Raw genomic sequence first — 23,833 nt, 5'->3', positions numbered from 1 at the left:
TGACTTCAATGCCGCGATACAGCATCATTTTCTCAATGTCCCGGTAGCTCAACGGAAAGGTGTAATACAGCCAAACGCAGTAGCTAATAATTTCACCAGGGAAGCGATGACGGGAGTACATGGGCAAGCAGTCGTTCTTAAAGTTGAACTAGTACGATTATTCTACGTTCCGGTTAACCTGACAATACGGGTTAACTGTATCGCTTTGCTCCACTCGAACGCTTCGCGGCTTGATTCCGTTTAACAGCACTCCTCGGACGCTGTATTTTCTGAATGCAGAAACGTGCGGGGGCTCAGACCTGAAGAAATTGAAGGGAGCACAAAGGGTTGAACAACAAATCTATAGCGGTTCAAGGAGTTTTGTTTGCACTGGTTGTGTATTCCATGGGGACACCAATGATAGATACCTTTATTGGGAGGCTGCTCTTCAATAATCTGTGTTATCAGCACAGCGCTATAGCAGAGTTGGCTTCAAGTGGAAGATAAATTAGCGATCGCTCATATTCAGTCGATAAAAAGACTCCTCGATCCACATCCGCACTTCTTCTTCAGAAGCGAGACAAGCAGTCCGACCTGTTTTGGGATCATATACTCGATACCAAACATTCCCTGCATGATCTTTGCTTTGCCAAACTTTCAGCTGAGGTTCGGAGGTGAGTGCCTTCCAAATCCGTTGCCCAAATTGTCTTAATTTCAGGGTTAGGGTTTGCATCTTGGACTGGGGAACAGGACGCTCATCCCTAAGAGGTTCAGTCTTCTTGTAATCTTGCGATTGTGTGTTCATCACTGCCTGTTAAATTCATTGTTGACTGCATAGTAAAGCGGTGATTAGATTGCAACTTCCCCAGATGAGTCTCGCTAGATCGATTCGTCTGATCGGGTGAATCAACCAGAAGGACAAATTCGCACAGTCAGACGAGGTGCAGAATCAAGGCAAAGAGCGATTATGAAATCAGCAATTGACCAAATCACTAGCGAAGCGGTAGCAACAACAAAGTGTTAGCGATATTTGAGCGTCCGCAGGAGCGTCATTGCCAATTATTTTGATTTACCATTCGCTATGGAGGAAGATTTAATGTCTACTATTCGTCGCCCGGCTGGGGCAGTGCTTGCCTTGACTACTATTTTCGGATTCTTCAATGTTTCTGCAACAGCGATCGCTGCACCTCAGATTTCTCGACCAATCACTGATTCAAAATTTCAACCCGTAGTTAGAGCCATCGAAGCGCAGATGAAAGCGCAAGATGTTCCCGGGTTAGCTGTAGCGATCGTGCAAAATGGCAAGGTAACTTTTCAAAGGGGCTTCGGTGTTCGTAACACTGAAACCAAAGACCCAGTTACACCCACGACTCTATTCCGAATTGGCTCAACCACCAAACCATTAACCGTCATCGGTGTGATGCAATTAGTGGAAGCCGGCAAAGTTAAGCTCGATGAACCAGTTGCCAATTATGTGCCAGAGTTTAAAGTCAATTCTAAAATCACAGTGCGGCACATCCTCTCCCATAGCTCAGGGCTCGCTGATGGAGGCAACCCTTATGGGCGTATTGATGCCGCCGCTCTCAAAGATTACGTGACCAGCCTGACCTCAAAAAGTGCGTTTGCACCACCAGGAACAGTATTAAGCTACTCCAATCCAGCTTTCTCAGTCGCGGGTCGCCTCATCGAACGGGTAAGCGGCATGAATTATGCTACTTACATGGACAAAAATGTCTTTCCCGCGTTGGGAATGTCGCGTACAACCCTACTCCCAAATATTGCTTTGACTTATCCCCTAGCAGTGGGTTATCAACCAGGCAACGCCGGACTAGAAACTGTGCGCCCTAATCCTGATAACGTCGTTGAATATCCCGCAGGGTTTGTCTTTTCATCAGTAGAAGATCTCAGCCGCTTGGCGTTATTTCTTCTACAAGATGGCAAACTCAATGGCAAAACTATATTGAGTACAAGTTCTATGCAAGCAATGAAAACACCTGTGTTAGACCTTGCTTCACTGAATGTGAGCTACGGCTTAGGGTTAATTGTCGAACCGAAAAACAACAACATTACAAATATTGGGCATGACGGCTCAATTAATGGCTACAGTGCTGCACTACAGACCATTCCGTCTAAGAAATTCGGTGTTGTAATTTTGGCAAATAAAATAGGCTTTAACTCAACCCCAATTCTGGAAGCAGCGACACAATCTTTGTTGCAAACGCCAAAACCGAATCCTACCCTCCCGATTAAATTGAAGGAGGCTGCGCTCAAAGCCTATACGGGAAACTATGCTGTTCCTGGAATTACAGGAAGGCTAGGCAACCTTTCAGTTGTTGTAGAACAAGGCAAGCTCAAGTCTAAATTTGCAGGACAACCAGATCTCGAATTGAGATCGCTTCGCCCAGACACATTCCAGGTATTCTTAGGAAATACACAGTTGGGAGATGCGACTTTCCTGCGGGATAAAACGGGTAAGATTACATTTTTGAACTATGGTTTGCGGGCATATCCACGGCTAAACGATAGGTAAGGTAAACCAAAACGTTGCACCTTTACCTGGGCTACTATGAACTCCAATTTGTCCACCATGCGCTGTGATGATTTGGCGACAGAGGTATAAGCCTAAACCAATACCAGTAGAACGAGAGCGATCGCCCCTAGAATAACGTTCAAACACTTCTAAGCATTGCTCTTCGTTCATTCCCACACCATTATCCTGCACCAAACAGCGAATAAAGTCTCCTTCTAAGCAGGCTTGCAAAGTGATTTCCAAACTTGGAGGGTTATGATTTAAAGCATTAATAATTAAATTTTCAAATACACGCCTTAATTGCAAACAAGCTCCATTAACAAGGGGTAAATCGTCCGAAAAAAGATTATAAACACTCGCCTTATTTTTGATAAATAGTGATTCTAAATCTTCGATAATTGCTTGCACTAAAATACTAACTTTCATAGGCTCACACTGTAATGAAATCCCTTTAATCTCACTAGCATGAGTTTCTAGTAATGAGTTAATTAGACGCATCTGTCGTTCACCACTTTCAATCATTCTATCCAAGATATCCCGAGATAAGGAGATGTGTTCTACAGAGGGCTGATGCCAGTGCTTTAATAGCATGAGAGTCCCTGTAATCGGAGTACGTAAATCATGAGAAACAGCATGTAAAAATTCATCTTGACGTTTATATAAATCTTGTAACTCCAGCATTCTTTGATGCAATTGAGCGGTTCTCTCTTGTACCTTGCCTTCCAAAGTGAGATTGAGCGACTGGATTTGTTGAAAGAGTTGAGCTTTTTGAATAGCAATTGCTACTTGTGTGGCTAATTGTTGTAGCAACTCGATTTCCGCCGTCTGCCAATGACGTGTTTTTGAACATTGATGCACAACTAGTGCGCCAAAAAAATCATTGCTCACCATAATTGGTACTGCTAAACAAGCTTTGACTTGATATTTAGCAAAATAGTCAGCTTGCCCACTAGAAATCTGAGTTTGGTTGATATCATCAATTTTTTGGAAATTACCCTGACATAATAAGGCTTTCATTTCTTGAACAAGACGACTATTGTTTAAAAACAAATCTGACATTACTTTGTAACCTGAAGATACAGATTCAGCAAAAAGATGATCATGTAAGCTATCGCAAAAATTACTAATAAATACTCGATCAGCTTGAAGAATTTGATGAACTTCCGCTACTGTAGTGCTAATAATTTCTTCTAGGTTTAAGCTCTTTAAAACTCTCAAGGCAATGTCTGAGATCAATCGCTCTCTTTGGGCGGCTGAGCGTAATTTAATTTCTCCTTCTCTACGCTCAGTAATATCAAGACCAAAGCCAAAGAAGAAATTCAACTCGCCATTTTCCTGAAAAACTGCCCTACCATGCCAGTCTACAAGCAATTTAGTACCGTTTTTAGTTAGTACATGATTTTCTTGGCTGGGCAATAATTCTTGCGCGGTTGCTGAGCGAAAAACTTCTCCTAGAATGTCTCGCTGTTCTGTTGGAACGAAATTAGTCAGATAATTAGTACCTATCACTTCCTCAAGGGTATAATCTAACGCATTCAGCATCGCTTGATTCATCATCTTCACGGTGCCATCCGGATTAATGGCGACAAAAAAAGCCGGAGAGGTTTGCACGATCGTAGTATTGAAATCTCTCTGCTGGCATAATTCAATTTCGGCAATTTTACGTTTGGTAATGTCACGAATAAATCCTTGCATTCCCACTACATTGCCATCAACTTTTATCGGTGTTTCTACAACTTCAGTAAATAATAAATCCCCATTTTTATGGCGCGAAATTACTACAAACGGCTTATTTCGCTCTCCTGAGAGCAAGGTTTTATCAGTTAATTCAATTGCTTGCGCTTTTTCATCATCATCAATCAGAAAAAATTCGCATTCCTTGCCTACCAGTTCTTCTGGTGCATATCCTAATACTGTCTGAGCTGATGGAGAAATATATTCAAATATGTGATTTTTGTCATGAGAATAAAAAAATACTTGTTCACTCCCTTCAACCATCATCCGAAATCTCTCTTCGCTATGTTGAAGAGCAATTTCTGCTTTTCTACTTTCTGTAATATCTTGGCCAGTACAAATTACATAAATTATTTGTCCAGTCTCGTTAGTAACCGCGGTTACTGTCCAGGCAACTAACAATTGCTTTCCATCTCTAGTTAATAACTTCCTTTCATAGTTTTTAGGAAGTTGTTCTGGCGTGAGTTGATTAAATTCCGATTGAGTTAACTCTATTTCTGTAGGCAGCGAGAGTATATCCCAAAAAAACTTATTTTCTACTGCAACAAATGGATATTTAGTTATTTGCTCACAAGCCTTATTAAAGCAGACAATTCGTCCTTGCCGATCTAGCATTATAACTAAAGCCGCAATCGTATCAAGAATGGCGGCAACAAAATCACGTTCTTGATTAAAATTGTGGATGAGGCTTCTTAATTGCACAATTATTTTATTGACAACTCTATCTATATATTCCTTTACATGATATCAAGATAAATATTGTTGGAATCAAAAGAAAAACAAAAATATCTTAGTAATAATCATTAAGCATATGTGACAAAGAAGTATTCTGAAGATTATTAACTCAGTATATTTGTAAATTTTGATATAGGTAAAAGAATGAATACAAAGCAAAAGCTGGCTCAGTGACGTTAGGTAGTTTTCTGGCTTCGCGGCTATTCAGTGGCGCCAGATGTATAACACTACTGAGGTAGCTTAAGCGGTAGCGATCTCTAGAGTATACTCGCCTTCAGCATCCGAGCTGATACCACACACTTGTATTGTATATACTCCTGTACTTGGCAATCGCATTTGAACTCGAGGGGTGCTACTATCAAAATCTTTCGCTTCGATTAACAAACGACCATCAGACCCATAAAGAGCAAGATGAGAATTAAACTGGGGACTTTCTAAGGTAATCACTATTACTTGCCCACTTCTGGCTTGAAAAGTATGTCGATTTTTCCCGCCGCGAGACAAACGGGTCTTTTCGCGCGAGTTAAACCGAATAAGTGAAGCGATCGACATTTGTTTTATCCGACCACGAAGCTTATATGCTATTTGCTCTCTTTGATTTAGGTATCCCTGCTCAACAACATTTAATTTTTTGGAGTAGGAAGAAGTAACAGACTGAGTGTCAATCTGGGGAGTGAGTGATAAATTTTGTTCAGCGGGTACGCTTACTACCAACATGCTATGAAGCAAAACTACCCCTACTCTATCTTTCCAAGTGATAAATTGATTCTTCATCGTTCATCGTTTTTAGTAATGCGAAAAGTAAGGGTGATCTGACCAATCTTACTTGCAGGTAATAATTAAGACTAAACCTCATTGGATAGCCCAACCAATTCATCTAATCAGGTGAAATTCAGAGAAAATCTTCAGATGAATTGATTAATTTCTCCTAAGAACTCTGGAGCTGTATCAGCTGTCAAAATAATTCGTTGAAAGGATTCATCTTTGAGTTCTAAAATTAGGCAATTCTGATCTTTGATAACGTACCAAAACTCTTTACCTCTCTTAGTGTAGTAAGTCCCGGCCTTTATTAATCCTGGAATTACAAGACCAGGACTGCGAATTTCTGACCAACTACTTATCGCTTGAGCAGTTGAAACTGCCGTGATATGCTCGAGGGGAATGACAAAAGTATTACAAAGATTTCCTGCCAGTAATTGCTCATACCATTTCCATTCAATTTTTAAGTTGTCATTAACAAGAGTGAGGTTCATTCTTTTTCTCCTTGATTGGTTAGTGAATAAATTAGCTAAAGATGAGCATCATAATTGAAAAGATGAAGTTTGTGTTTTCATCTAAATGCTGATCTACCAAAATAAATCCGCATTTTTTATAAAATCGCTGAGCTTTACAATTATCTTGATAAACGTCTACAAATATAGTATTTTTACCATCGATTTTGTGTGTGCTATTAGTTGGGTTCCGAATCCTTTACCCTGGCTTCTAGGAGATATAAATAAACCACCAATTAGATTACCTGGCAAGGCAATAAAACCAACAACGAATTCGTTTTCCTCTCTTACTCATATCTTTGCTCTTGGTATATAGGTATTAATTATGATTTCTTTCTGCACGGCTAAAGCTTCTTCAGGGATAAAACTATGAGCAATTCTAGATGTTTCATACCAAATACTAATTACATCGTCTAGGTCAATGTCCTTGTAAGGTCTAATCATCAATAAATCCCCTAGTTTAAAGTCACAGGCATTTACGAATAGGTAAATATATTTACTTGGCAATTTTGTTAGGATTGAGTCATTTTTAAGTTTTCAAAAACAACTGAGAAACCTTCTCCCTGTGGAGAGGCACACATTAGTCCCACTTGTACTGTGTCATTATGAGTAAGATATGCCAGTCGCAACATTTGGTAATTCTCACCATCTAGGGAGTACTGTACTTCTAATGCTTCTGAACGACGTTGTACCCGCATCCATAGCGCAACTGGGGGTTGCGATAAAGGGACTACCGACCAATCTGAGTAATTCCGTGTCACTACAGCGCTAACGTTTTGTATGCCTTCAACATACTCAATTCCGCATTTGAGCCAGGTGTTTTCGTTCTCTCGAATCATCAGTCCTGCTTGGTCATATAAAGCTTGATACTGTCCTACAACTTTTACTTCAACTGTGAAACTACCCGTTACTTCCTGATAGTAGAAATTTCCATTATCATGCCTGAAGTTATAATGAGTTTTTTGCCAGAAATCTGTTTTTGAAGATGCAAAAACAGATATAGATTCTGCTTGTTTTTCCCAGATTTTGGGTTCGTTGTACCATTTCATTTGTGACATAATTCTGTCTAGTCAGTAATAGTTTTTGTTTCGATTATTGACTCACAACTACAATAAGAGATCGTTACACTGATTTTTAGGATAGTATCATCTACAGCACTCTAATACTCTACCAAAAAACTTTAAACTCTAGAAAATAATCAGATTTCACTTGATGTAAATGCTCAACCGTTGGATTCCACTTAATCGAATTTTCATAATGATGAGAATTGTTTTCATTTGAGTTAATAATGATGCTCTGCTTCAGCTTAGAAAAGGCTAATTTGAATTTAGTTAGTTTGAATTTAGAATGAGCAAGTAAAGTATCCATAAACTCTTAGCGCCTGCTTGAATTTCATGACTACATCATAAAGTCAGACATCTAATCAAACCTTCCCACACTTGATTCATTCGTTTAACTCACCCGACTGGATGAATCGATTGGGTGAGTTAAGCTAATAGCCCATTCGAGTGAAGCAAATAAGACTTTAAATTTTATAGAATTAAGCTTGCTGTATCTCTAGAGAGCATAATCTATAAGACTTTGTATACTAAGCTAACTCTTCGATTTTTAATTCTGAGGTGTGTTCAAAGATAATATTCTTACTTCCTACTCTCATCTCAAATTTCTATCTTTAGATACAACTTGTATCAATAAACTAGGTATATTCAATTATCATAATGAAAACAATTATTGCATCGTTACTAGTAAAAGTATTTGGAATTCGATTATTAAATCGAATTAGAAGCAACATTCGACCCGATCGTACAATTACTTCGTTGGAGTTTTTGGAGTGGCGACGGCAATTTCTTTCTAATCGAATTAGTTTGCTTGCTTGGATTGTTCTCATTATTTCGATAATGGCAATAGCTTTAAATCTTATCGTGGTAATTCCTAGCTTGAATGCTTCAGGTAAACCTGAATTAGCATTTGATACAGGACGGATGCGTGAGTATTTGGAGGTTGCTGTTACTCAAATTTTAAGTATTGGTGTGGGCTTGTTATTAGCTAAATCTCGCACGCTTTCCCAGTCGCCAGAAAGGATGTTTCTGTTATTGAGTGGATTGGTGCTAATGCCATCTCAAATTATTGCTACTGCACGAGGACAGGCTAGTTTCGACGGAAGTATGTGGATTTTGTTTTATGCGATTCAAGCCATTTTGATTCCTGTGAATTGGCGATCGCATCTCATATCGCAAGTGACTGTGATTGGCTATTTTGCGATCGCTCTACTCGCTGGTTGGCGCGATCCGAATGTGGTTATCTCCGCTACCTATGCCTTGGGCATATTCTATACAATCTTGATCTGCTTTGTAGCGGATATAGGAGTATTTTTATACGAGCGATCTCTGCGACGTGAATTTGAACTACGTCAACAACTGCGGGTTTTTCTCCATGCTGTATCTCACGACTTACGCAATCCAGTGATTGGGATGATGATGACTTTAAAGACTTTTTGTCACCCTGAGCAACCCATAGCACAGGTTCCGCGGGCATTGCTCCAACAAATGATTGAGAGTGGTGATAGGCAAGTTGCTTTAATTAACTCACTTTTAAGGGCTCATGAAGCTGAGGTACATGGAATTGTACTTCACCGCCAGGTTGTGCAACTTCATGATTTAGCGCAATCTGTCATTGCCGACTTACATCCCTTCCTTGAGAGTGCAAACGCCACCATAACATATGCAATTCCCACTGATTTACCCTCTGTCAATGCTGATGTGCTACACCTGCAACGAGTGTATGAGAACTTAATTTTAAATGCGTTGCGCTATAACCGCTCTGGAGTAAGGTTGAGTTTAGATGCCACTATTGAAAGAAGCGTTGAAAAAAGCGTCAAAAACCAAGTCCGTTGCACAATTCAAGATAATGGTGTGGGAATGACACAGCAGCAGTGCGATCGCTTATTTGAACTCTACACCCGTGGCCCTAGTAACCGTCAATCACTTGGTTTAGACTTAGGTCTCTACCTCTGTCGCCAAATCATCCTGTCTCATGGTGGTGAGATCGGAGCGATCAGCAGTCCAGGTAATGGTGCTACTTTCTGGTTTACCCTACCCATGTAACAAACCTAATCACGACATTAAGCCTGATCGCAATGCAACTACAGCTGCTTGTACTCGATCATTCACCAACAACTTATTCATAATTCCACGAACGTGGGTTTTGACTGTATGCTCACTTAGATATAAGACTCTAGCAATTTCTGGATTGCTGTAACCTTCAACAATGAAATGTAAGACCTCAAGTTCTCGTTCCGATAACGTTCCAGGAGGAATAGACTGAGTAGTTTTAGATGCAGATGTAACGGGTTTAAGTTGATCAACCAAAGTTTTGGCGACCTGGGCATCCAAATAAGTAGCCCCTTGATGAACCACGTCAATTGCTTTAACCAATTGTTCTGCGCTCGTTCCTTTGACACAGTAGCCATCAGCACCGCTAGAAAGTGCAGCCACTACCTCCGTTTGTGAGGTATGGGAGGTGAGTATCACAACTTTTATATCAGGTAAAACTTTCTTAATTTCTTGTGTAGCCGCAATTCCATCCATATGTGGCATTCCCACATCCATCAACGTAACATCGGGTTGAAGTGCGATCGCCGCCTCTACACCTAAATACCCATCCTCTGCTATACCCACAATCTCAAGCTGAGGATAAGTGGAGAGCGTATGTTTTAGCCCAATCTGCATCATTGGATCATCTTCGACAATTAAAATTCGTAACATTGCTCACTTCTCTTCACTCGTAGATTGTTTGTTAATCTTATTAGGAACCATACCAAGTTGTGAAGGTAAATCTATACATATCTACTTCTTCGATCTTTTGGAGCAAATGTCGCGTTCGGCGCTTTTTGGGCTCATACGCAGTTTTGGTGATTTGGAATCGGAAAGGTTTCTCAACCGTTGAATTCGCGGTTCCCCTTGTCATCATTCGCGTCCCTTCTCACCAAAAGAGCGTATGAGCCCCTAAGTGACCAAAATCTTACAATAACTGCGTACTGGGAATAGGGCTAATGACAACCAGTAGCGTCATTAGTCCCACATACCCTAAAGGGATTAGAAATCCTGCTTGATCAACGGCTTGCTTAAATCCTTCAGGCACAAACAGAGCTGGATATTGTAACCTCAGGTAAAGCAATCCGCTGGCTAGCAAGATAACTAAAGCAATGATCTTGACGCACGCTAAGACTGCTTTCCGCCTGTTTCTCTTCGCCATAAAGACCCCGGTAGCGCGCGTTCTACGGAATAACGTCTACCCAATAGTCCGCCGTGACAATTTCGCCGCCACGATTGAACTGCCCCCAGAGCTTGTACTTTCCGACTTGAGGAAAGCGGGTGGCAAAGTGCACTTGACTTGCAGGGGTATTGGGCACAGCATGGGCATGAACATAATCTGCCCTAGATAGTGCTGGAGACTGGCGCAGAATCACTAAATGCCCTTTCTCGCCCAGATAGGGCTGTAAATTGGTGACAGGCTGACGGGTCGTGGCATCTTGCAAGTTAAACCGTAGGGTCACTTCTTCTCCCGCTTTGACGGTTGCCTGAGTGGGAGCAAAGTCAACGATTGTTTGTCCAAAGGTTCTAGTACGATTCCAATCGATATGGGCAGCAGAAGGACTTGTTCCATCCACGGTTGTTTTGAGGATAGAAACTTGTTCTGGCTGTCCCACAGGTTTGTAGTCGCTAAACAAGGTATAAGCGCCGGATTGCGGAAACTGGGCTGTGATGTCAAAGCGTCCGTTTCCTTTGTAAATCGGATGCAGGTGTTGAAACACTTGCAGATCATCACTGACAGCAATTAAGTGCATTACCTGTTCTTGGAAGGACTCAAACTGGGAAATTGCGTTTCCATGATTATCTTGCACCTCTATCTGAAGGAAAACAGGCGTATTCGGGCTGATTGTGCTGAATGTCGTTAGTTTCGTCTGAGTTAGGGTGGGCGCATCAACATGGCGATTGGCATGGATGTGGTGACTGTGGTTTGTTTCAGCCATTACTTGATCAGAGTGATGTTGCGTTGTCGTTGTCATAAGAGCTTCCTTTTTTGCATTAAATAATGGTGTGCAGCTTTGAGTGATGGCTAACGTGGTGACGATGCCGATTGCAGTGACGAAACGATTCATTTCAGGCTTCTCAATCAGGGTTAAAGACGACTTAGAGGGTGTGGAACGTAAAGATGTCCTTCAAGCCAGACTCGCACTTCTGCTTCAGACGATAACCGAACCGTTTGACCTGTTTTGGGAAGATAAACAGTCCATCCAGCCTGACCGAACCAATTTTTGGAATGCCACACTTTTGGCTCATCGGAAGGGGACATCGCTCTGACTACCCGTCGCCAGAATTGGGTGAGCCAGATTTTGTGCAAATGGTTTTCAAAACTAGAAGTAGAGGTTGGTTCTAATTCACGAGAGGGTGCTTTTGGTGCTTCGGTTTTCATGGCGATTCCTCCAGTAGATTGTCGTTTGAGCTAGACAACGAAGTTGCCATTTTTTGCAGTTCCAGTTCATTTGCTTTGCAGAGAGATGAAAACTCACAAGGCTCAATGGGGCAGCTCTATCATTGGTGTTTCCCCAACTCTGTCGTTACCCTAGAGTCTTTATCTACGTTCAAATTGAAACAAACTTGCAAACATGAGAAGTACAACTATTTTTCGTCTTTCTCATTCATTGCCGTATTCAAACTAAAATCACTTTAGAGTCTCTAGCCAACCGGAGAGTCAATAGATAGGAGAAAGTTTTTTGAACCGATTAGGAAATACTTAACTGTCAGCAAAAAGCACTCCCTAAAACACCTAGGGAGTACTAAACAGGTTGCAGATGAAAAACTAAAAAGAACTCAAGAGGACTCACCTCATTGGATGATGGGACAAATCAGGGTATCAGAATTCTCTAGACTTGCTGGCTCAGAAAGCAACCCTTGAAGTTCTGATTTCAGAATTTGTAGCTGCTGAATTTGACGATCAATATCAGTTACCTTGTCCTGCAATCTGACTCGAACATGATCACAAGGTGGCTCACCCTGATCATGCACGTCTAAAAACGCTTTGATCTCTGCCAGACTTAATCCAAGGCTTTGAGCCCGTTTGATGAAGCTCAATCGAGTAAACACATTCGTATCAAACAAGCGGTATCCTCCTTCGGTTCTGCCAACCGCCTGCAATAACCCTAATTCTTCGTAATACCGGATGGTTTTGATCGGAACCCCACTTTCTTTGGCAATGGGACCAATCTGCTTGGGTCGCTCGTGAGCTAACATGCGGACCTCCGCTGAACATCTATTGCTGATTTCTAGCTTAAACTCTCCAGCTAAGTAGAGAGTCAAGCGATCTCGCATTCGTTAAAGTAACGAATTTTTTCTATTTTTCCAAAGAGTGGTACTGCCTTGCTACTGAGGAGATTTGGGCGTGAGATTAATTGATCCCCTGAGATGAGTGCCTCGATCTCACCTCAATGACCCCACGATTCATCTTCATACCACACATAAACTCATACTCACCCGGCTGCTTCGGCGTAAATTCAACCTCAGTGGTTGCATCTAGTTCTAGATCAACTGCAATATCAAATGCTGGGATCAGAAATTGGTCATAGCAACTGCTGGGATTGCTGCGCTGAAGGTGTAAACGGACCGGAGCGCCAGCTTCAACGATCACTCGCTTGGGTTCATATCCTTTCGCAACTGTTACGGTAGCATCCTGAACTCCCGCTGGGGTCATGGTTGCTTCAAGACTCTCTGTTGAAGGTGGCGCATGGTGGGCGTGATCAGCATGAAGAACGCTCTGATCCAGATGGTGGGCTTGCTTAGAAGTTGATGGAGGTGTGTTTCCCATTGCAGTATCCGTAGACTGTACCTCAACGACACCGCGAAACATATTCATGCCACAGGTAAATTTGTATCGACCCGGTTTATCTGGCAGGAACTCGATCGTTGTCGTTTGATGCAGCGGCAGAGCTTGAGCAATACGAAAATCAGGAAACCGAACTTCTTCTAGACAGCTACTGGGGTCTTTGCGATCAAACTGTAATCGCACTGGTTGCCCTGCTTGTACCACAATTTGACTCGGTTCATATCCACCATCAACTGTAATGGTTGCTTCCTGAATACCGCCTTCTGCCCTTGCTTGCCGGGATTTAGGTTTACTGAGCAAAAACCACCACAACTCTAGACCAATCAGCCCTATCCCACCGAGTGTAACGGCGACCTTATTGCTTAGGGGTTGCTCAATACGTTGAAATTGACTGGCATCAGACGCAGGATGATTATCCATCTCGCTCATTCTGGGTTCAGCCGCAATGGTTCCAGAGATTGCACCGAGAAGAAATCCCAATCCTGCTAATGTCCCCCAAAATGTTGCTTTTTTAAGCATTTTCTTGTCCTCTTACATCAGTTGAATCAACTAACTTAATGATTTGGGCTGGAAGTTTCGCAGCCGTAAGGCATTCGTCACCACTGAAACTGAACTAAATGCCATTGCGGCTCCAGCAATAATCGGACTCAGCAACCAGCCAAACAGCGGGTAGAGAATCCCTGCGGCAATCGGAATCCCTGCTACGTTGTAGATAAACGCAAAGAATAGGTTCTGCCTGATATTGCGGATGGTCGCACGGCTCAGTTGAATCGCAGTCACAATGCTTTGTAAGTCACCAGAGATCAGAGTAATATCACTAGCTGCGATCGCCACATCGGTTCCGGTTCCAATTGCCATGCCCACATCAGCTTGAGCCAGTGCAGGCGCATCATTGATGCCATCTCCCACCATTGCGACTACCTTTCCTTCACGCTGAAGAGCTTCAACCGTAGCGGCTTTTTGATCCGGGCGAACCTCCGCAAATACTCTTTGGATCTTGACTTCTCGCGCAATCACATCTGCGGTACGACGATTGTCTCCGGTCAGCATTACGACTTCTAATCCAAGCTTTTGCAAAGCTCGAATTGCTGCGACCGACGAAGGTTTGACTGCATCTGCAATCCCCATGATTGCTTCCGCTTTGCCATTGACTGCAATCCAGATCACGGTTTTGCCCAACGCTTCGAGTTGATCCCACTGTTGCTGAAGCGAGCGAGTCTCAATGTTGAGTTCAGTCATCCAGCGATGAGTTCCAAGCTGAATCAGATAATCCGAGACATAACCCTGCACCCCACTGCCTGCAACAGCATCAAACTCCTGTGCATCAGCTAAGGTTGCACCCTGAGCTTGAGCATACTGAACCACAGCTTCAGCAAGTGGATGCTCAGAGTTGCGTTCCACGGAGGCAGCTAGATGCAGCAGATTCAATTCATTTTGATTCGCAGTTCCTCGAACGGTGACAAAATCGGTGACGGTCGGTTTGCCTTGGGTAATGGTTCCGGTTTTATCCAGCACGATCGTTCGTAGTTTATGTGCCAATTCCAAGCTATCCGCCCCTTTAATCAGAATGCCGTTTTCTGCCCCTTTACCGGTTCCCACCATAATTGAGGTCGGGGTAGCCAGACCGAGTGCACAAGGACAAGCAATAATCAGCACTCCAACGGTAGTAATTAACGCCATTGTCACGTTACCCATGACATTAAACCAGATGATAAAGGTGAGAATGGCAATCGCGATGACTGTCGGCACAAACCATCCCGTGACTTGATCGGCTAATCGCTGGATCGGTGCTTTTGATCCCTGTGCTTGCTGTACCAATTTGACGATTTGGGCTAGGAAGGTATCCTTACCGACTCGCGTCGCCCGAAACTTAAAACTGCCCGTTTTGTTGATCGTAGCTCCGATGACTTCATCACCAGGCTGCTTTTTCGTGGGCACACTTTCGCCCGTCACCACCGCCTCATCGATCGTAGAAGACCCCTCGATAATCTCGCCGTCCACTGGAATTTTTTCGCCCGGACGCACAAGAATTACGTCTCCCAGAACTACCTCAGCAATGGGAACATCCATTTCTTGACCCCTGCGAATGACCCGCGCGGTCTTTGCCTGCAATCCCATCAGCTTGCGGATCGCCTCTGAAGTTTGTCCCTTTGCTCGGTTCTCTAGCAGTCGTCCTAGGAGGAGGAGAGCAATGATGACCGAGGCAGCTTCAAAGTACACATCTGGGTTTAGCCCTTGAGCAATAAACCATTGGGGAAAGAAGGTAGGAAAGAGAGAGTAGAGATAGGCTGTGCCAGTTCCAACTGCTACCAACGTGTCCATCGTCGCCGTATGACGCTTTAGGGCTTTCCAGGCATTTACGAAGAAAGAGCTACCTGCCCAAAACAAAACTGGAGCCGTCAGTGCAAGCTGTAGCCAGGGATGATGCAGCCACATGGGAAGCAAGGGAATCGATAGACCAGTCATCGCAGGGAGTGAACCAATCACCAAAACTGTACTGACAATGCCGCTGACCCAAACTCGACGAGTCAACTCACGCTCTTCTGTTTGCCGTACCCGTCGCTCTGCATCATCTTCAGGCGCTAGTACGTTATCTTGCATGGGCTGAGCCGAGTATCCAGCGGCATCCACAGCTTCCTGGATTTCAGCGACATCAGTTTTGCCAGGATCATAGGTGATCGTGACTTGTTCAGCCCCAAAGTTAACGCTGCACGCTTCTACTCCTGGAAGGGAGGAAATTGCATCTTCAATGTTATTGGCGCAGGAGGCACAACTCATGCCTCGCAATTTAAGAGTCGTATTTTCCATTGGGTGATCTACTCCTCTGTAACGGAATAGCCTGCATCGATAATGGCCTGTTTAATGACAGACTCAGAAGCTTGAGTTTCAACGTTGACAAGCTTTGTTTTAGGATCAGCATGAACCGTAGCAGTTGGATCAATTGCCTTTACGGCTTGAGTAATGGTTTCGCTACAGGCGGAACAAGCCATGTTAGGAACAGTGAGTTGAAGTGTCATGATCTAAATCCTCTTGATGTGCAACTGATCCCATCTTGGAGTGTCTAGCAAGCTGGAGAGTCAAGGGGATAACAACAGAAACTTTACAAGTGTCTTGCAAAGCTTAAATCATGCAAAATTCTTCAACTATTCTGCTTGTAAAGAGCGGTTGAAGAATTTTGCCATCGTCGGTGAATGAGTTTTACGCCATTGCTGCTGCCATCTGGCGGCAGCAATGGGCACAGCGACGACAAGACTCGGCGCATCGCTTACAGTGGTCATGGTCATGCTTCTCGCACTCAGCGGTACAGCGGTCGCACGCTTCCGCGCACACTCCACATAATTGGGCATGAAGGTCAGAATTGCGAGCCATAAAACGGGCGCAGATGTCGCACGTATCGGCACAACTTAATGCATTGAGCCATCATTTGCACCATGTCACTGTCTAAGCAAGCGGTGGCGCAGTTCTCGCAGTCTCGTGGACAGTCAAAACAAGCCTCAATGCAGGTTTCAAGTCGAGATTGGTGAGATTGCCTTGAAGTCATAGTTTGTCTCCGGTGAATTAATAACCAGAACCTATTGGCTCTCTAGGCTTCACCCTAAAGTTGCATTGAAGCAATTACGTCTCTCCCTCGAAAGAGAGATAACTTGCACTTTTGAGCGAGAGCGATTTCATTCTGATTTCATAACTGTGTGCAATATTCTGAAGAGATGTACCGTTCTGCCATTAACTGACGCCTTTGCAGGTTTCCAGATTTGGAAAATTTGACTGGTTGACACTCCAGTCAGCTGGAGCATCCAGAATAGCAACATCACTTTTCTGACCCTTTATCTGAGGCACAGCAAACAGATGTCACGCAACTTCTTCGCAAAAACAGGTTTTCTAGCTCTCACACTTGGAGCAATCGCCACCAGTAGTTTTCTGAATGCCTGCTCTACCCCTGCTCAAAACCAAACCCAAGCCCCCAGTCCTGCTGCAACTGATGCTGGCTCAATGCAAGGCATGGATCACAGTAGTATGAACCACGGCAACCCGGGCAGCATGTCGATGGATCTGGGTCCAGCCGACGCTGAATTTGATCTGCGGTTTGTCGATGCCATGACTCCTCATCATCAAGGAGCCGTCGAAATGGCAAAAGAAGCGCAGCAGAAATCCAAGCGTCCTGAAATCCAAAAGATGGCGGCTGACATCATCGAAGCTCAAGACAAAGAAATTAACCAGATGAAGCAATGGCGGCAAGCTTGGTATCCCAAAGCTAGTGCAGAGCCAGTCGCTTACAACTCAAAAATGGGTCATTCCATGCCTATGTCTCAAGATCAGATGAAAGGCATGATGATGAATATGAATTTGGGTGCAGCAGATGCCGAGTTTGATCTGCGGTTTCTCAACGCCATGATTCCGCATCACGAAGGCGCAGTCGTGATGGCACAAGATGCTCTGAACAAGTCGAAGCGTCCTGAAATTAGACAGCTGGCTCAAGGCATTATTGCTTCTCAGAAAGCTGAAATTAAACAGATGCAGCAGTGGAAACAAGCTTGGTACAAGCAATAGGTCTGACTGCAAGATTTCACGTTGATTTCATTACTCTGTGAAACGCTGGTAATTGAGTGCTGTGCGAAGGAAGCTACCAAAATGACTTATCTCCCTCAACGATCGGCTGCCCAGGCGACAGTCTCCCTGCTAATGGTTTTGCTCCTAGCAACTCCAATTCGCGTTTTTGCTCATCCTGGGCACGGCAACGAATTTCAGGGAGGAAGCCATTCAGCTCAATCGGCAGATGCCATTGAAGTCGAAGCGGAAACGATGAAACAATTGGGCTTAGAAGTCGAATCTGTATCTCGTCAACGCTTGGCCTTTGGCATTAAAACCACTGGACAAATTGAATCTCTCCCCAACCAACAGGTTGAAGTGACCACTCCAGTCAGAGGAACGGTGACGCAGCTACTTGTTCAACCGGGAGATAAAGTGAGCGCGGGTCAGGCCGTGGCCATCATGACTAGCCCAGAATTGGCAGAACTGCGTACGGTTGCCTTAGACCGCCGATCAGAGGCGATCGGCTCTACCCAGCAAGCACAAGCTGATTTGCAACTGGCACAGCAAAACTTTGCTCAACAACAAAAAATCGCAGCAACAGACGTGGCTCAAGCCCGAACCCAACTGAACTTTGCTCAGGAGCGATTCGACAAAGACCGGGAACTGGCTAGCAGTGGTGCCCTTCCCCGACGCAGCTTTCTAGAATCGGAAACCAAACTGGCAGAAGCAAAAGCGGCTCTCACCAAAGCTGAAAGCCGCTTAGAGGTTTCAGAGGCATCGGCACAACTACGACGAGCTGAATCGGCTGTACAAGTCGCTCAATCACGAGTGCAACTGAGTGAAGAAACCTATCAGGCTCGCCTGAGGCAACTGGGTGCAAATGCAAACCAGGACGGCACAATCACCATAACGGCTCCGATTTCAGGCACCGTTGCCGATCGTGAAACCACCACCGGCGAATCGGGCGAGGACGCAGGCAAGAAGGTGATGACGATTATTAACGGCAGCAGTGTCCAGGTGAGCGCCAACATCTATGAGAAAGACCTCGATCGTATTCAGACTGGGCAGCAAGTCCAGATAAAAGTTGCCAGCTTGCCCGAGCGTACGTTTCAAGGACGCATCAGTGTGGTTGGATCAGTCGTCGAAGATGAAACCCGCATCGTGCCTGTAAAAGCGCAACTAGACAATCCGAATGGGGTGCTCAAACCAGGGATGTTTGCTGAATTGGAAGTGTTAACTGATCGGACTCCCGCTGCCTTGTTAGCAGTTCCAAAATCAGCACTGGTCACCACAAACGATAAAAAGACAATTGTATTTGTGCAAAATGGCACCGCGTTTCAACCGACAGACGTCACCTTAGGTAGAGACACAGGTGAATTGGTCGAGGTCAAGTCCGGGTTGTTTGATGGCGATCGCATTGTCACCCAACGCGCTAATCAGTTGTATGCTCAATCGCTACGAGGCGGCAGCAAGCCAGCCGATGATCATGGGAAGGCAAATTCTGCATCAGCCTCTAACCCACAGCCTTCGATTCCTTTATGGATTGGAATTCCTATTGGAGGAGCAGTTATGGCAGGTACTTTTGGGGCTGGAATGCTATGGGCGAATCGTCGCCGTCGCAAAGCATTCGTTCCATTCCCCAATGGGCACACAAGCCATGAGTCTCTCGATGGCGTGAGCCCGACTGATTATGACGCCCACCCGCCAACGCCTGCTTTGAAGTCAGAGGGTGATCATCATCCTCACCAACCGCGCTAGGTACACCGTCATGCTAAGTTCCATCATTCAATGGGCGATCGCTCGCCGATGGCTCGTGATTCTAGGGGCGATCGTCATCACTATTTGGATCTTCCGCACTATCATTCAGATGCCGCTGGATGTATTTCCTACCTTTGCACCACCGCAGGTTGAAATTCAAACCGAAGCGCCAGGCCTTGCACCCGAAGAAGTGGAATCTTTGGTGACACTCCCCATTGAAAGCGCAATTAATGGCACACCAGGGGTGAGTGCAGTGCGGTCTTCGAGTGCAGCCAGTATTTCAGTAGTGCGAGTGGTTTTTAACTGGGGCAACGATATCTATCAAGCCCGGCAGCTAGTGACCGAACGGTTACAGTCTGCTCAAAGTAAACTTCCAGAAGGGATTGAGACTCCACAAATTGCTCCCATCAGCTCACCCATTGGCACAATTGTCACTTACGCCTTTACCTCTAAAACAACCGACTTAATGGAAGTGCGGCGCATTGTCGATTGGCAAGTCACCAATCGCCTCCTGGCACTGCCAGGAGTCACGCAAGTTATCGTGTTTGGTGGCGATGTGCGGCAATATCAAGTTCTAGTTGCGCCCGAAAAGCTACAAGCCTTCAATGTGTCGTTGCAACAAGTATCAGAAGCAGTGGCAGCGGCAAATGTGAATGCGCCAGGTGGTTATTTAATTACGCCTGATCGCGAAAAACTGATTCGGGGCATCGGGCGAATCGAGGATATTGAAGCGTTGAAGCAATCGGTCATTACGGCTCGCAATGGGACACCCGTTAGGATTACAGACGTCGCCGAGGTCAAAATTGGCGCAGCCGTGAAGCGTGGGGATGCCAGCGTTAACGCTCAGAAAGCAGTCGTTGCGATCGTCAATAAGCAGCCGCAAGCCGACACACCCAAGGTCACTCGTGCCGTTGAAGCCGCGATGGCTGAGGTAAAAGCCGGATTGCCAGAAGATATTCAGGTTGCCACGACGTTTCGCCAAGAAACCTACATTGATGCCTCGATCGAGAATGTGCGGGAAGCATTAATTGAAGGCAGCATTATCGTTGCCTTAATCTTGATTCCATTCTTGATGAATTGGCGCAACTTAGCAGTATGCTTGGCGGCTCTACCTCTGTCTTTATTGATTGGGGTGCTAGCGCTCAACTGGCTAGGACAAGGGTTAAACACCATGACCCTAGGCGGTTTGGCAGTTGCCATCGGGTCTGCTGTGGATGATGCGATCGTCGATGCCGAAAATGTCTATCGCTGCCTGCGAGAAAATAAATATTCTCCCAATCCCCGCCCCGTTTTAGAGGTCGTGTTTGAGGGTTGTCAAGAAGTTCGAGATTCTGTATTTGGAGCCACTATCATTACGATCGTCGTCTTCTCGCCTATCTTTGCGCTCACGGGTGTAGAAGGCAGCATTTTCATCCCAATGGGATTGGGCTACTTGGCGGCAGTGCTGGCATCTAGCGTCGTTGCCTTGACCGTTACCCCTGCTTTGTGTGCGATTTTACTGCCCTACGGTCGTTTGCCTGAGCGAGAACCTTGGGTCGCCCGGTTCTTCAAAAGTCTTTATCTACCACTGCTCAGGTTTTCAATGCGCCGCTCGACCATTATTTTGGGTGTCGCAGGCGCAAGTCTAGTAGCGGCTGCGATCGTCGTTCCGTCGTTTGGACGAATCTTTTTGCCAGAATTTCAGGAGCAATCGCTGGTCAATACGCTGCTGCTGTATCCTGGCTCATCGTTAGAAGCCACAAATAGCGCTGCATCGGTGCTGGAACATAAGCTGAAAGATAATCCTAGCTTTCAAAGCATTCAAGTGAGATCGGGACGGGCAGCGGGTGATGCTGATGCCGCAGGGGTAAACCTGACTCACCTAGATGTAGAGCTGAGCGAGACGGGTATGAAAGACCGCAAAGTCAGTGTGGAGTTGTTGCGCAAGGAGTTTAGTAACGTGCCAGGGGCAGCACCCAACGTAGGTGGCTTCATTTCTCACCGCATGGATGAAGTGCTCTCAGGAGTCAGAAGCGCGATCGCTGTTAAAATCTTCGGTCCTGAACTGGAACAACTTCGCACCCTGGGACAGCAAGTTAATGATGCGATGCAATCGGTTAAAGGAGTGGTCGATCTTCAGCTTGAGCCCCAGATTCCGGTGGAGCAAATTCAGATTCAGTTCAATCGCGTTGCTGCTTCCCGGTATGGGTTAACGATTGGGCAACTCTCAGAAACGATTGAGACTGCCTTAAATGGACGAGTGGTTTCGCAAGTTTTAGAGCAACAGCAAACCTTTGACTTAGTGGTGTGGCTAAAGCCAGAAGCTCGCCAAAGTTTAGATACCATCAGCAATTTAGTGATTGATACGCCTAGGGGCAATAAAATTCCCTTAGCACAGGTGGCAACCGTTCAAGACGGCACAGGTCCCAACACGATTAACCGTGAAAATGTTTCTCGCTTGATTGTGGTAGCTGCCAACGCGCAGGGTAGAGATTTGCGCTCGGTGGTGAGTGATATTCAGGCAAAGGTCAAGCAGCAAGTTCAAACTCCGCCCGGATATTACATCCAGTATGCTGGGCAATTTGAAGCCGAAGAGCGGGCGTCCCAAAATATTTTGCTCTTTAGCGCCATCGCCTTTGTCGTTATCACTATCATCATGTATCTCTCGGTGAAGTCAGTGGCGTCCACCGCCATGATCATGATCAATCTACCTCTAGCCTTGGTGGGGGGTGTAATTGCCGTAGCGCTAACGGGAGGAATTCTCTCGATTGCTTCACTGGTGGGATTTGTCACGCTGTTTGGGGTCGCCACCCGAAATGGGTTACTACTGGTAGACAACTACAACACTAAGTTTGCCGCCGGAATGCCGTTAAAAGATCTCCTGATTCAAGGATCGATGGAACGGCTCAATGCCATTCTTATGACAGCGTTTACTTCTGCCTTAGGGTTAGCGCCCCTAGTCATCGCTGGTGGACCCGGAAAAGAGCTTTTGCAACCTTTATCGATCGTTGTTCTGGGTGGACTCTTTACCTCTACAGCTCTGACGCTGCTGATATTACCTGCGCTCTACGCCAGGTTCGGCAAGTACCTATTTCCGAAACGATTAATGGTTGAGAACGGCAAAGTCTCTCAACTAGAGATGGAGCACCTTCAAGAAAAGGCTTAACGGTCTAAAGCCAACAGTTTTGTTTATTAACGAGGAGAAACATCATGCAATTGAAAATGAATATAACAGCGATTTCAGCGATCGGGCTGCTATTTCTGGGCGCTTGCAGCAGCGGCAACCAAGCAACTAATTCCACCAGTAGTCCTACGGCTGCTGCTCCTGCGGAAACTCAACCTTCTCCCCCTGCTGGCAGTTCCGCTAAATCTGCATCTAGTGGGAATCACGGTGGGCAAGGCGGACAGGTGATTGAATCAGGACCCTATCATCTGGAACTTGTATCGAAAAAAGAGGCAGCGCAGACTCACATCGACTTTTTCTTACAGAAAGGCGACAATCATGAACCAATTCCCGATGCAAAGGTAATAGCTCAAGTTCAATTGCCTGATGGCAGTCAGAAATCGTTAGATATGAAGTACGACGCAAGCGATAAGCACTATACAGCAATCTTACCCAGCGCCACGCCAGGAGAATACAAGGCTGTTATTCTCTCAGACATTAGCGGAGAAAAAGTGAATGGGCGCTTCAGCTTCAAGCACTAATACTGATTGGTATTTGATTCTGCTTAAGGTGTTTCGATCACCCCTCTGATTCACAGCCATATTACATGGGTAGAGTTATCTATCAAGCGATCTCATGCGAGTGTTACTGGTGGAAGATGAACCTGATTTAGGCACCGCGATTCATCGTGTTTTGAGTCGGGAGAAGTATGTGGTGGACTGGGTGCAAGATGGCAGCACAGCTTGGGCATATCTCGACAACTCCGATGTTCACTATACCTTAGCCATTCTGGATTGGATGCTACCTAGACTATCTGGGGTAGAGTTGTGCAAGCGGCTCCGCTGTCAAAACAATCCACTCCCCATTCTGCTCCTGACTGCCAGAGATCGCATGGAAGATAAAGTAGCCGGACTCGATGCCGGAGCCGATGATTACCTAGTTAAGCCCTTTGGCATGGCAGAACTGTTGGCGCGACTGCGGGCGCTGCAACGACGATCGCCCGAACTTCACCCCCAACAGCTTCAAGTCGGCAATCTCATTCTCGACTATGGTGCCCACACCGTTTGCTGGCAAACCCTCGATGGGCACCAAATTCCTATTTCTTTGACTGCAAAGGAATTTCAGACACTGGAATACTTTATGAGACATCCGAGTCAGGACCGAAAAGCCTTTGATGCGCTGCTGCCGAGCTTTGAGCAGGCTTACGAGGCAAGCCGCAATGCGGCAAAGCCTGTGCGAAAACGGGCAAGGGGCGGCGGACGCAAAGCGAGA

The 23,833-nt window shown here is 45.3% G+C and carries 20 protein-coding genes and 2 pseudogenes; 7 read left to right on the top strand and 15 right to left on the bottom strand.

Annotation, left to right across the window (positions count from 1 at the left end):
- Both NC980_RS24605 and NC980_RS24600 read right to left on the bottom strand, forming a co-directional pair.
- Window positions 1-121, bottom strand: a pseudogene (locus NC980_RS24605) (IS6 family transposase); the annotation flags it as partial.
- A gap of 366 nt (window positions 122-487) precedes the next feature.
- A complete protein-coding gene (locus tag NC980_RS24600) occupies window positions 488-712 on the bottom strand; it encodes a hypothetical protein (RefSeq protein WP_190375192.1) in 225 nt (74 codons plus the stop codon).
- 363 nt (window positions 713-1,075) lie between these two features.
- Here NC980_RS24600 and NC980_RS24595 point away from each other — a divergent pair, with 363 nt between their 5' ends.
- Window positions 1,076-2,509 (top strand): serine hydrolase, encoded by a 1,434-nt coding sequence (locus NC980_RS24595; RefSeq protein ID WP_190375191.1) that lies wholly within the window; start codon window positions 1,076-1,078, stop codon window positions 2,507-2,509.
- Here the strand turns inward: NC980_RS24595 and NC980_RS24590 are convergent.
- The 4 genes from NC980_RS24590 to NC980_RS24575 form a co-directional block, all read right to left on the bottom strand.
- On the bottom strand, window positions 2,495-4,945 hold the full coding sequence (locus NC980_RS24590; protein ID WP_190375190.1) for a PAS domain S-box protein: 2,451 nt from the start codon (window positions 4,943-4,945) through the stop codon (window positions 2,495-2,497). The genes NC980_RS24595 and NC980_RS24590 overlap by 15 nt on opposite strands.
- 273 nt (window positions 4,946-5,218) lie before the next feature.
- Window positions 5,219-5,752 carry a PPC domain-containing protein gene (locus tag NC980_RS24585; RefSeq protein ID WP_190375189.1) on the bottom strand — a complete coding sequence of 178 codons (534 nt, stop codon included), beginning with the start codon at window positions 5,750-5,752 and terminating at the stop codon, window positions 5,219-5,221.
- A 131-nt stretch (window positions 5,753-5,883) separates the two neighbouring features.
- Complete coding sequence (locus NC980_RS24580; RefSeq protein ID WP_190375188.1) at window positions 5,884-6,231, bottom strand: hypothetical protein; 348 nt, start codon at window positions 6,229-6,231, stop codon at window positions 5,884-5,886.
- Window positions 6,232-6,761: 530 nt separating this feature from the next.
- Window positions 6,762-7,307, bottom strand: coding sequence for a DUF1349 domain-containing protein (locus tag NC980_RS24575; RefSeq protein ID WP_190375187.1), 546 nt, complete (start codon window positions 7,305-7,307; stop codon window positions 6,762-6,764).
- A 660-nt stretch (window positions 7,308-7,967) separates the two neighbouring features.
- Between NC980_RS24575 and NC980_RS24570 the strand changes: the two genes are divergently transcribed.
- On the top strand, window positions 7,968-9,353 hold the full coding sequence (locus NC980_RS24570; protein WP_190375186.1) for a HAMP domain-containing sensor histidine kinase: 1,386 nt from the start codon (window positions 7,968-7,970) through the stop codon (window positions 9,351-9,353).
- Between the two features lie 9 nt (window positions 9,354-9,362).
- On the opposite strand, the gene NC980_RS24565 is transcribed toward NC980_RS24570, so the two are convergent.
- From NC980_RS24565 to NC980_RS24525, 9 genes and pseudogenes are all read right to left on the bottom strand, one after another.
- On the bottom strand, window positions 9,363-10,013 hold the full coding sequence (locus NC980_RS24565) for a response regulator transcription factor (RefSeq protein ID WP_190375185.1): 651 nt from the start codon (window positions 10,011-10,013) through the stop codon (window positions 9,363-9,365).
- 256 nt (window positions 10,014-10,269) lie between these two features.
- On the bottom strand, window positions 10,270-10,503 hold the full coding sequence (locus NC980_RS24560; RefSeq protein ID WP_190375184.1) for a hypothetical protein: 234 nt from the start codon (window positions 10,501-10,503) through the stop codon (window positions 10,270-10,272).
- Window positions 10,504-10,525: 22 nt separating this feature from the next.
- Window positions 10,526-11,410: a hypothetical protein gene (locus NC980_RS24555; protein ID WP_190375183.1), complete on the bottom strand. Its 885-nt coding sequence runs from the start codon at window positions 11,408-11,410 to the stop codon at window positions 10,526-10,528.
- Window positions 11,411-11,430: 20 nt separating this feature from the next.
- Window positions 11,431-11,724, bottom strand: a complete 294-nt coding sequence (locus NC980_RS24550) for a hypothetical protein (protein WP_190375182.1) — start codon at window positions 11,722-11,724, stop codon at window positions 11,431-11,433.
- Between the two features lie 413 nt (window positions 11,725-12,137).
- Window positions 12,138-12,542, bottom strand: a complete 405-nt coding sequence (locus NC980_RS24545; RefSeq protein ID WP_190375181.1) for a heavy metal-responsive transcriptional regulator — start codon at window positions 12,540-12,542, stop codon at window positions 12,138-12,140.
- A gap of 154 nt (window positions 12,543-12,696) precedes the next feature.
- The gene (locus NC980_RS24540) at window positions 12,697-13,650 is read right to left on the bottom strand and encodes a cupredoxin domain-containing protein (RefSeq protein ID WP_190375180.1); all 954 of its coding nucleotides are present in this window, start codon (window positions 13,648-13,650) and stop codon (window positions 12,697-12,699) included.
- A 30-nt stretch (window positions 13,651-13,680) separates the two neighbouring features.
- Window positions 13,681-15,939: a heavy metal translocating P-type ATPase gene (locus NC980_RS24535; RefSeq protein WP_190375179.1), complete on the bottom strand. Its 2,259-nt coding sequence runs from the start codon at window positions 15,937-15,939 to the stop codon at window positions 13,681-13,683.
- An 8-nt stretch (window positions 15,940-15,947) separates the two neighbouring features.
- Window positions 15,948-16,148, bottom strand: coding sequence for a heavy-metal-associated domain-containing protein (locus tag NC980_RS24530; RefSeq protein WP_190375178.1), 201 nt, complete (start codon window positions 16,146-16,148; stop codon window positions 15,948-15,950).
- Between the two features lie 181 nt (window positions 16,149-16,329).
- A pseudogene (locus tag NC980_RS24525) lies at window positions 16,330-16,672 on the bottom strand (four-helix bundle copper-binding protein).
- Between the two features lie 305 nt (window positions 16,673-16,977).
- Here NC980_RS24525 and NC980_RS24520 point away from each other — a divergent pair.
- The 5 genes from NC980_RS24520 to rppA all read left to right on the top strand — a co-directional run.
- On the top strand, window positions 16,978-17,679 hold the full coding sequence (locus tag NC980_RS24520; protein WP_190375176.1) for a DUF305 domain-containing protein: 702 nt from the start codon (window positions 16,978-16,980) through the stop codon (window positions 17,677-17,679).
- Between the two features lie 81 nt (window positions 17,680-17,760).
- Window positions 17,761-19,419: an efflux RND transporter periplasmic adaptor subunit gene (locus NC980_RS24515; RefSeq protein ID WP_190375175.1), complete on the top strand. Its 1,659-nt coding sequence runs from the start codon at window positions 17,761-17,763 to the stop codon at window positions 19,417-19,419.
- Window positions 19,420-19,429: 10 nt separating this feature from the next.
- On the top strand, window positions 19,430-22,564 hold the full coding sequence (locus NC980_RS24510; RefSeq protein ID WP_190375174.1) for an efflux RND transporter permease subunit: 3,135 nt from the start codon (window positions 19,430-19,432) through the stop codon (window positions 22,562-22,564).
- Between the two features lie 44 nt (window positions 22,565-22,608).
- Entirely contained in the window at window positions 22,609-23,103 is a 495-nt protein-coding gene (locus NC980_RS24505; protein WP_190375173.1) for a hypothetical protein, read from the top strand.
- A 94-nt stretch (window positions 23,104-23,197) separates the two neighbouring features.
- A partial coding sequence (gene rppA, locus NC980_RS24500; protein ID WP_190375172.1) for a two-component system response regulator RppA occupies window positions 23,198-23,833 on the top strand: 636 nt, incomplete at its 3' end.

The sequence above is a fragment of the Leptolyngbya sp. AS-A5 genome, from assembly GCF_039962495.1.
Taxonomy (GTDB): domain Bacteria; phylum Cyanobacteriota; class Cyanobacteriia; order Leptolyngbyales; family Leptolyngbyaceae; genus Leptolyngbya.
Note: the sequence above shows the minus strand (reverse complement) of the source record. Positions and strands in the feature narration are given on the sequence as shown.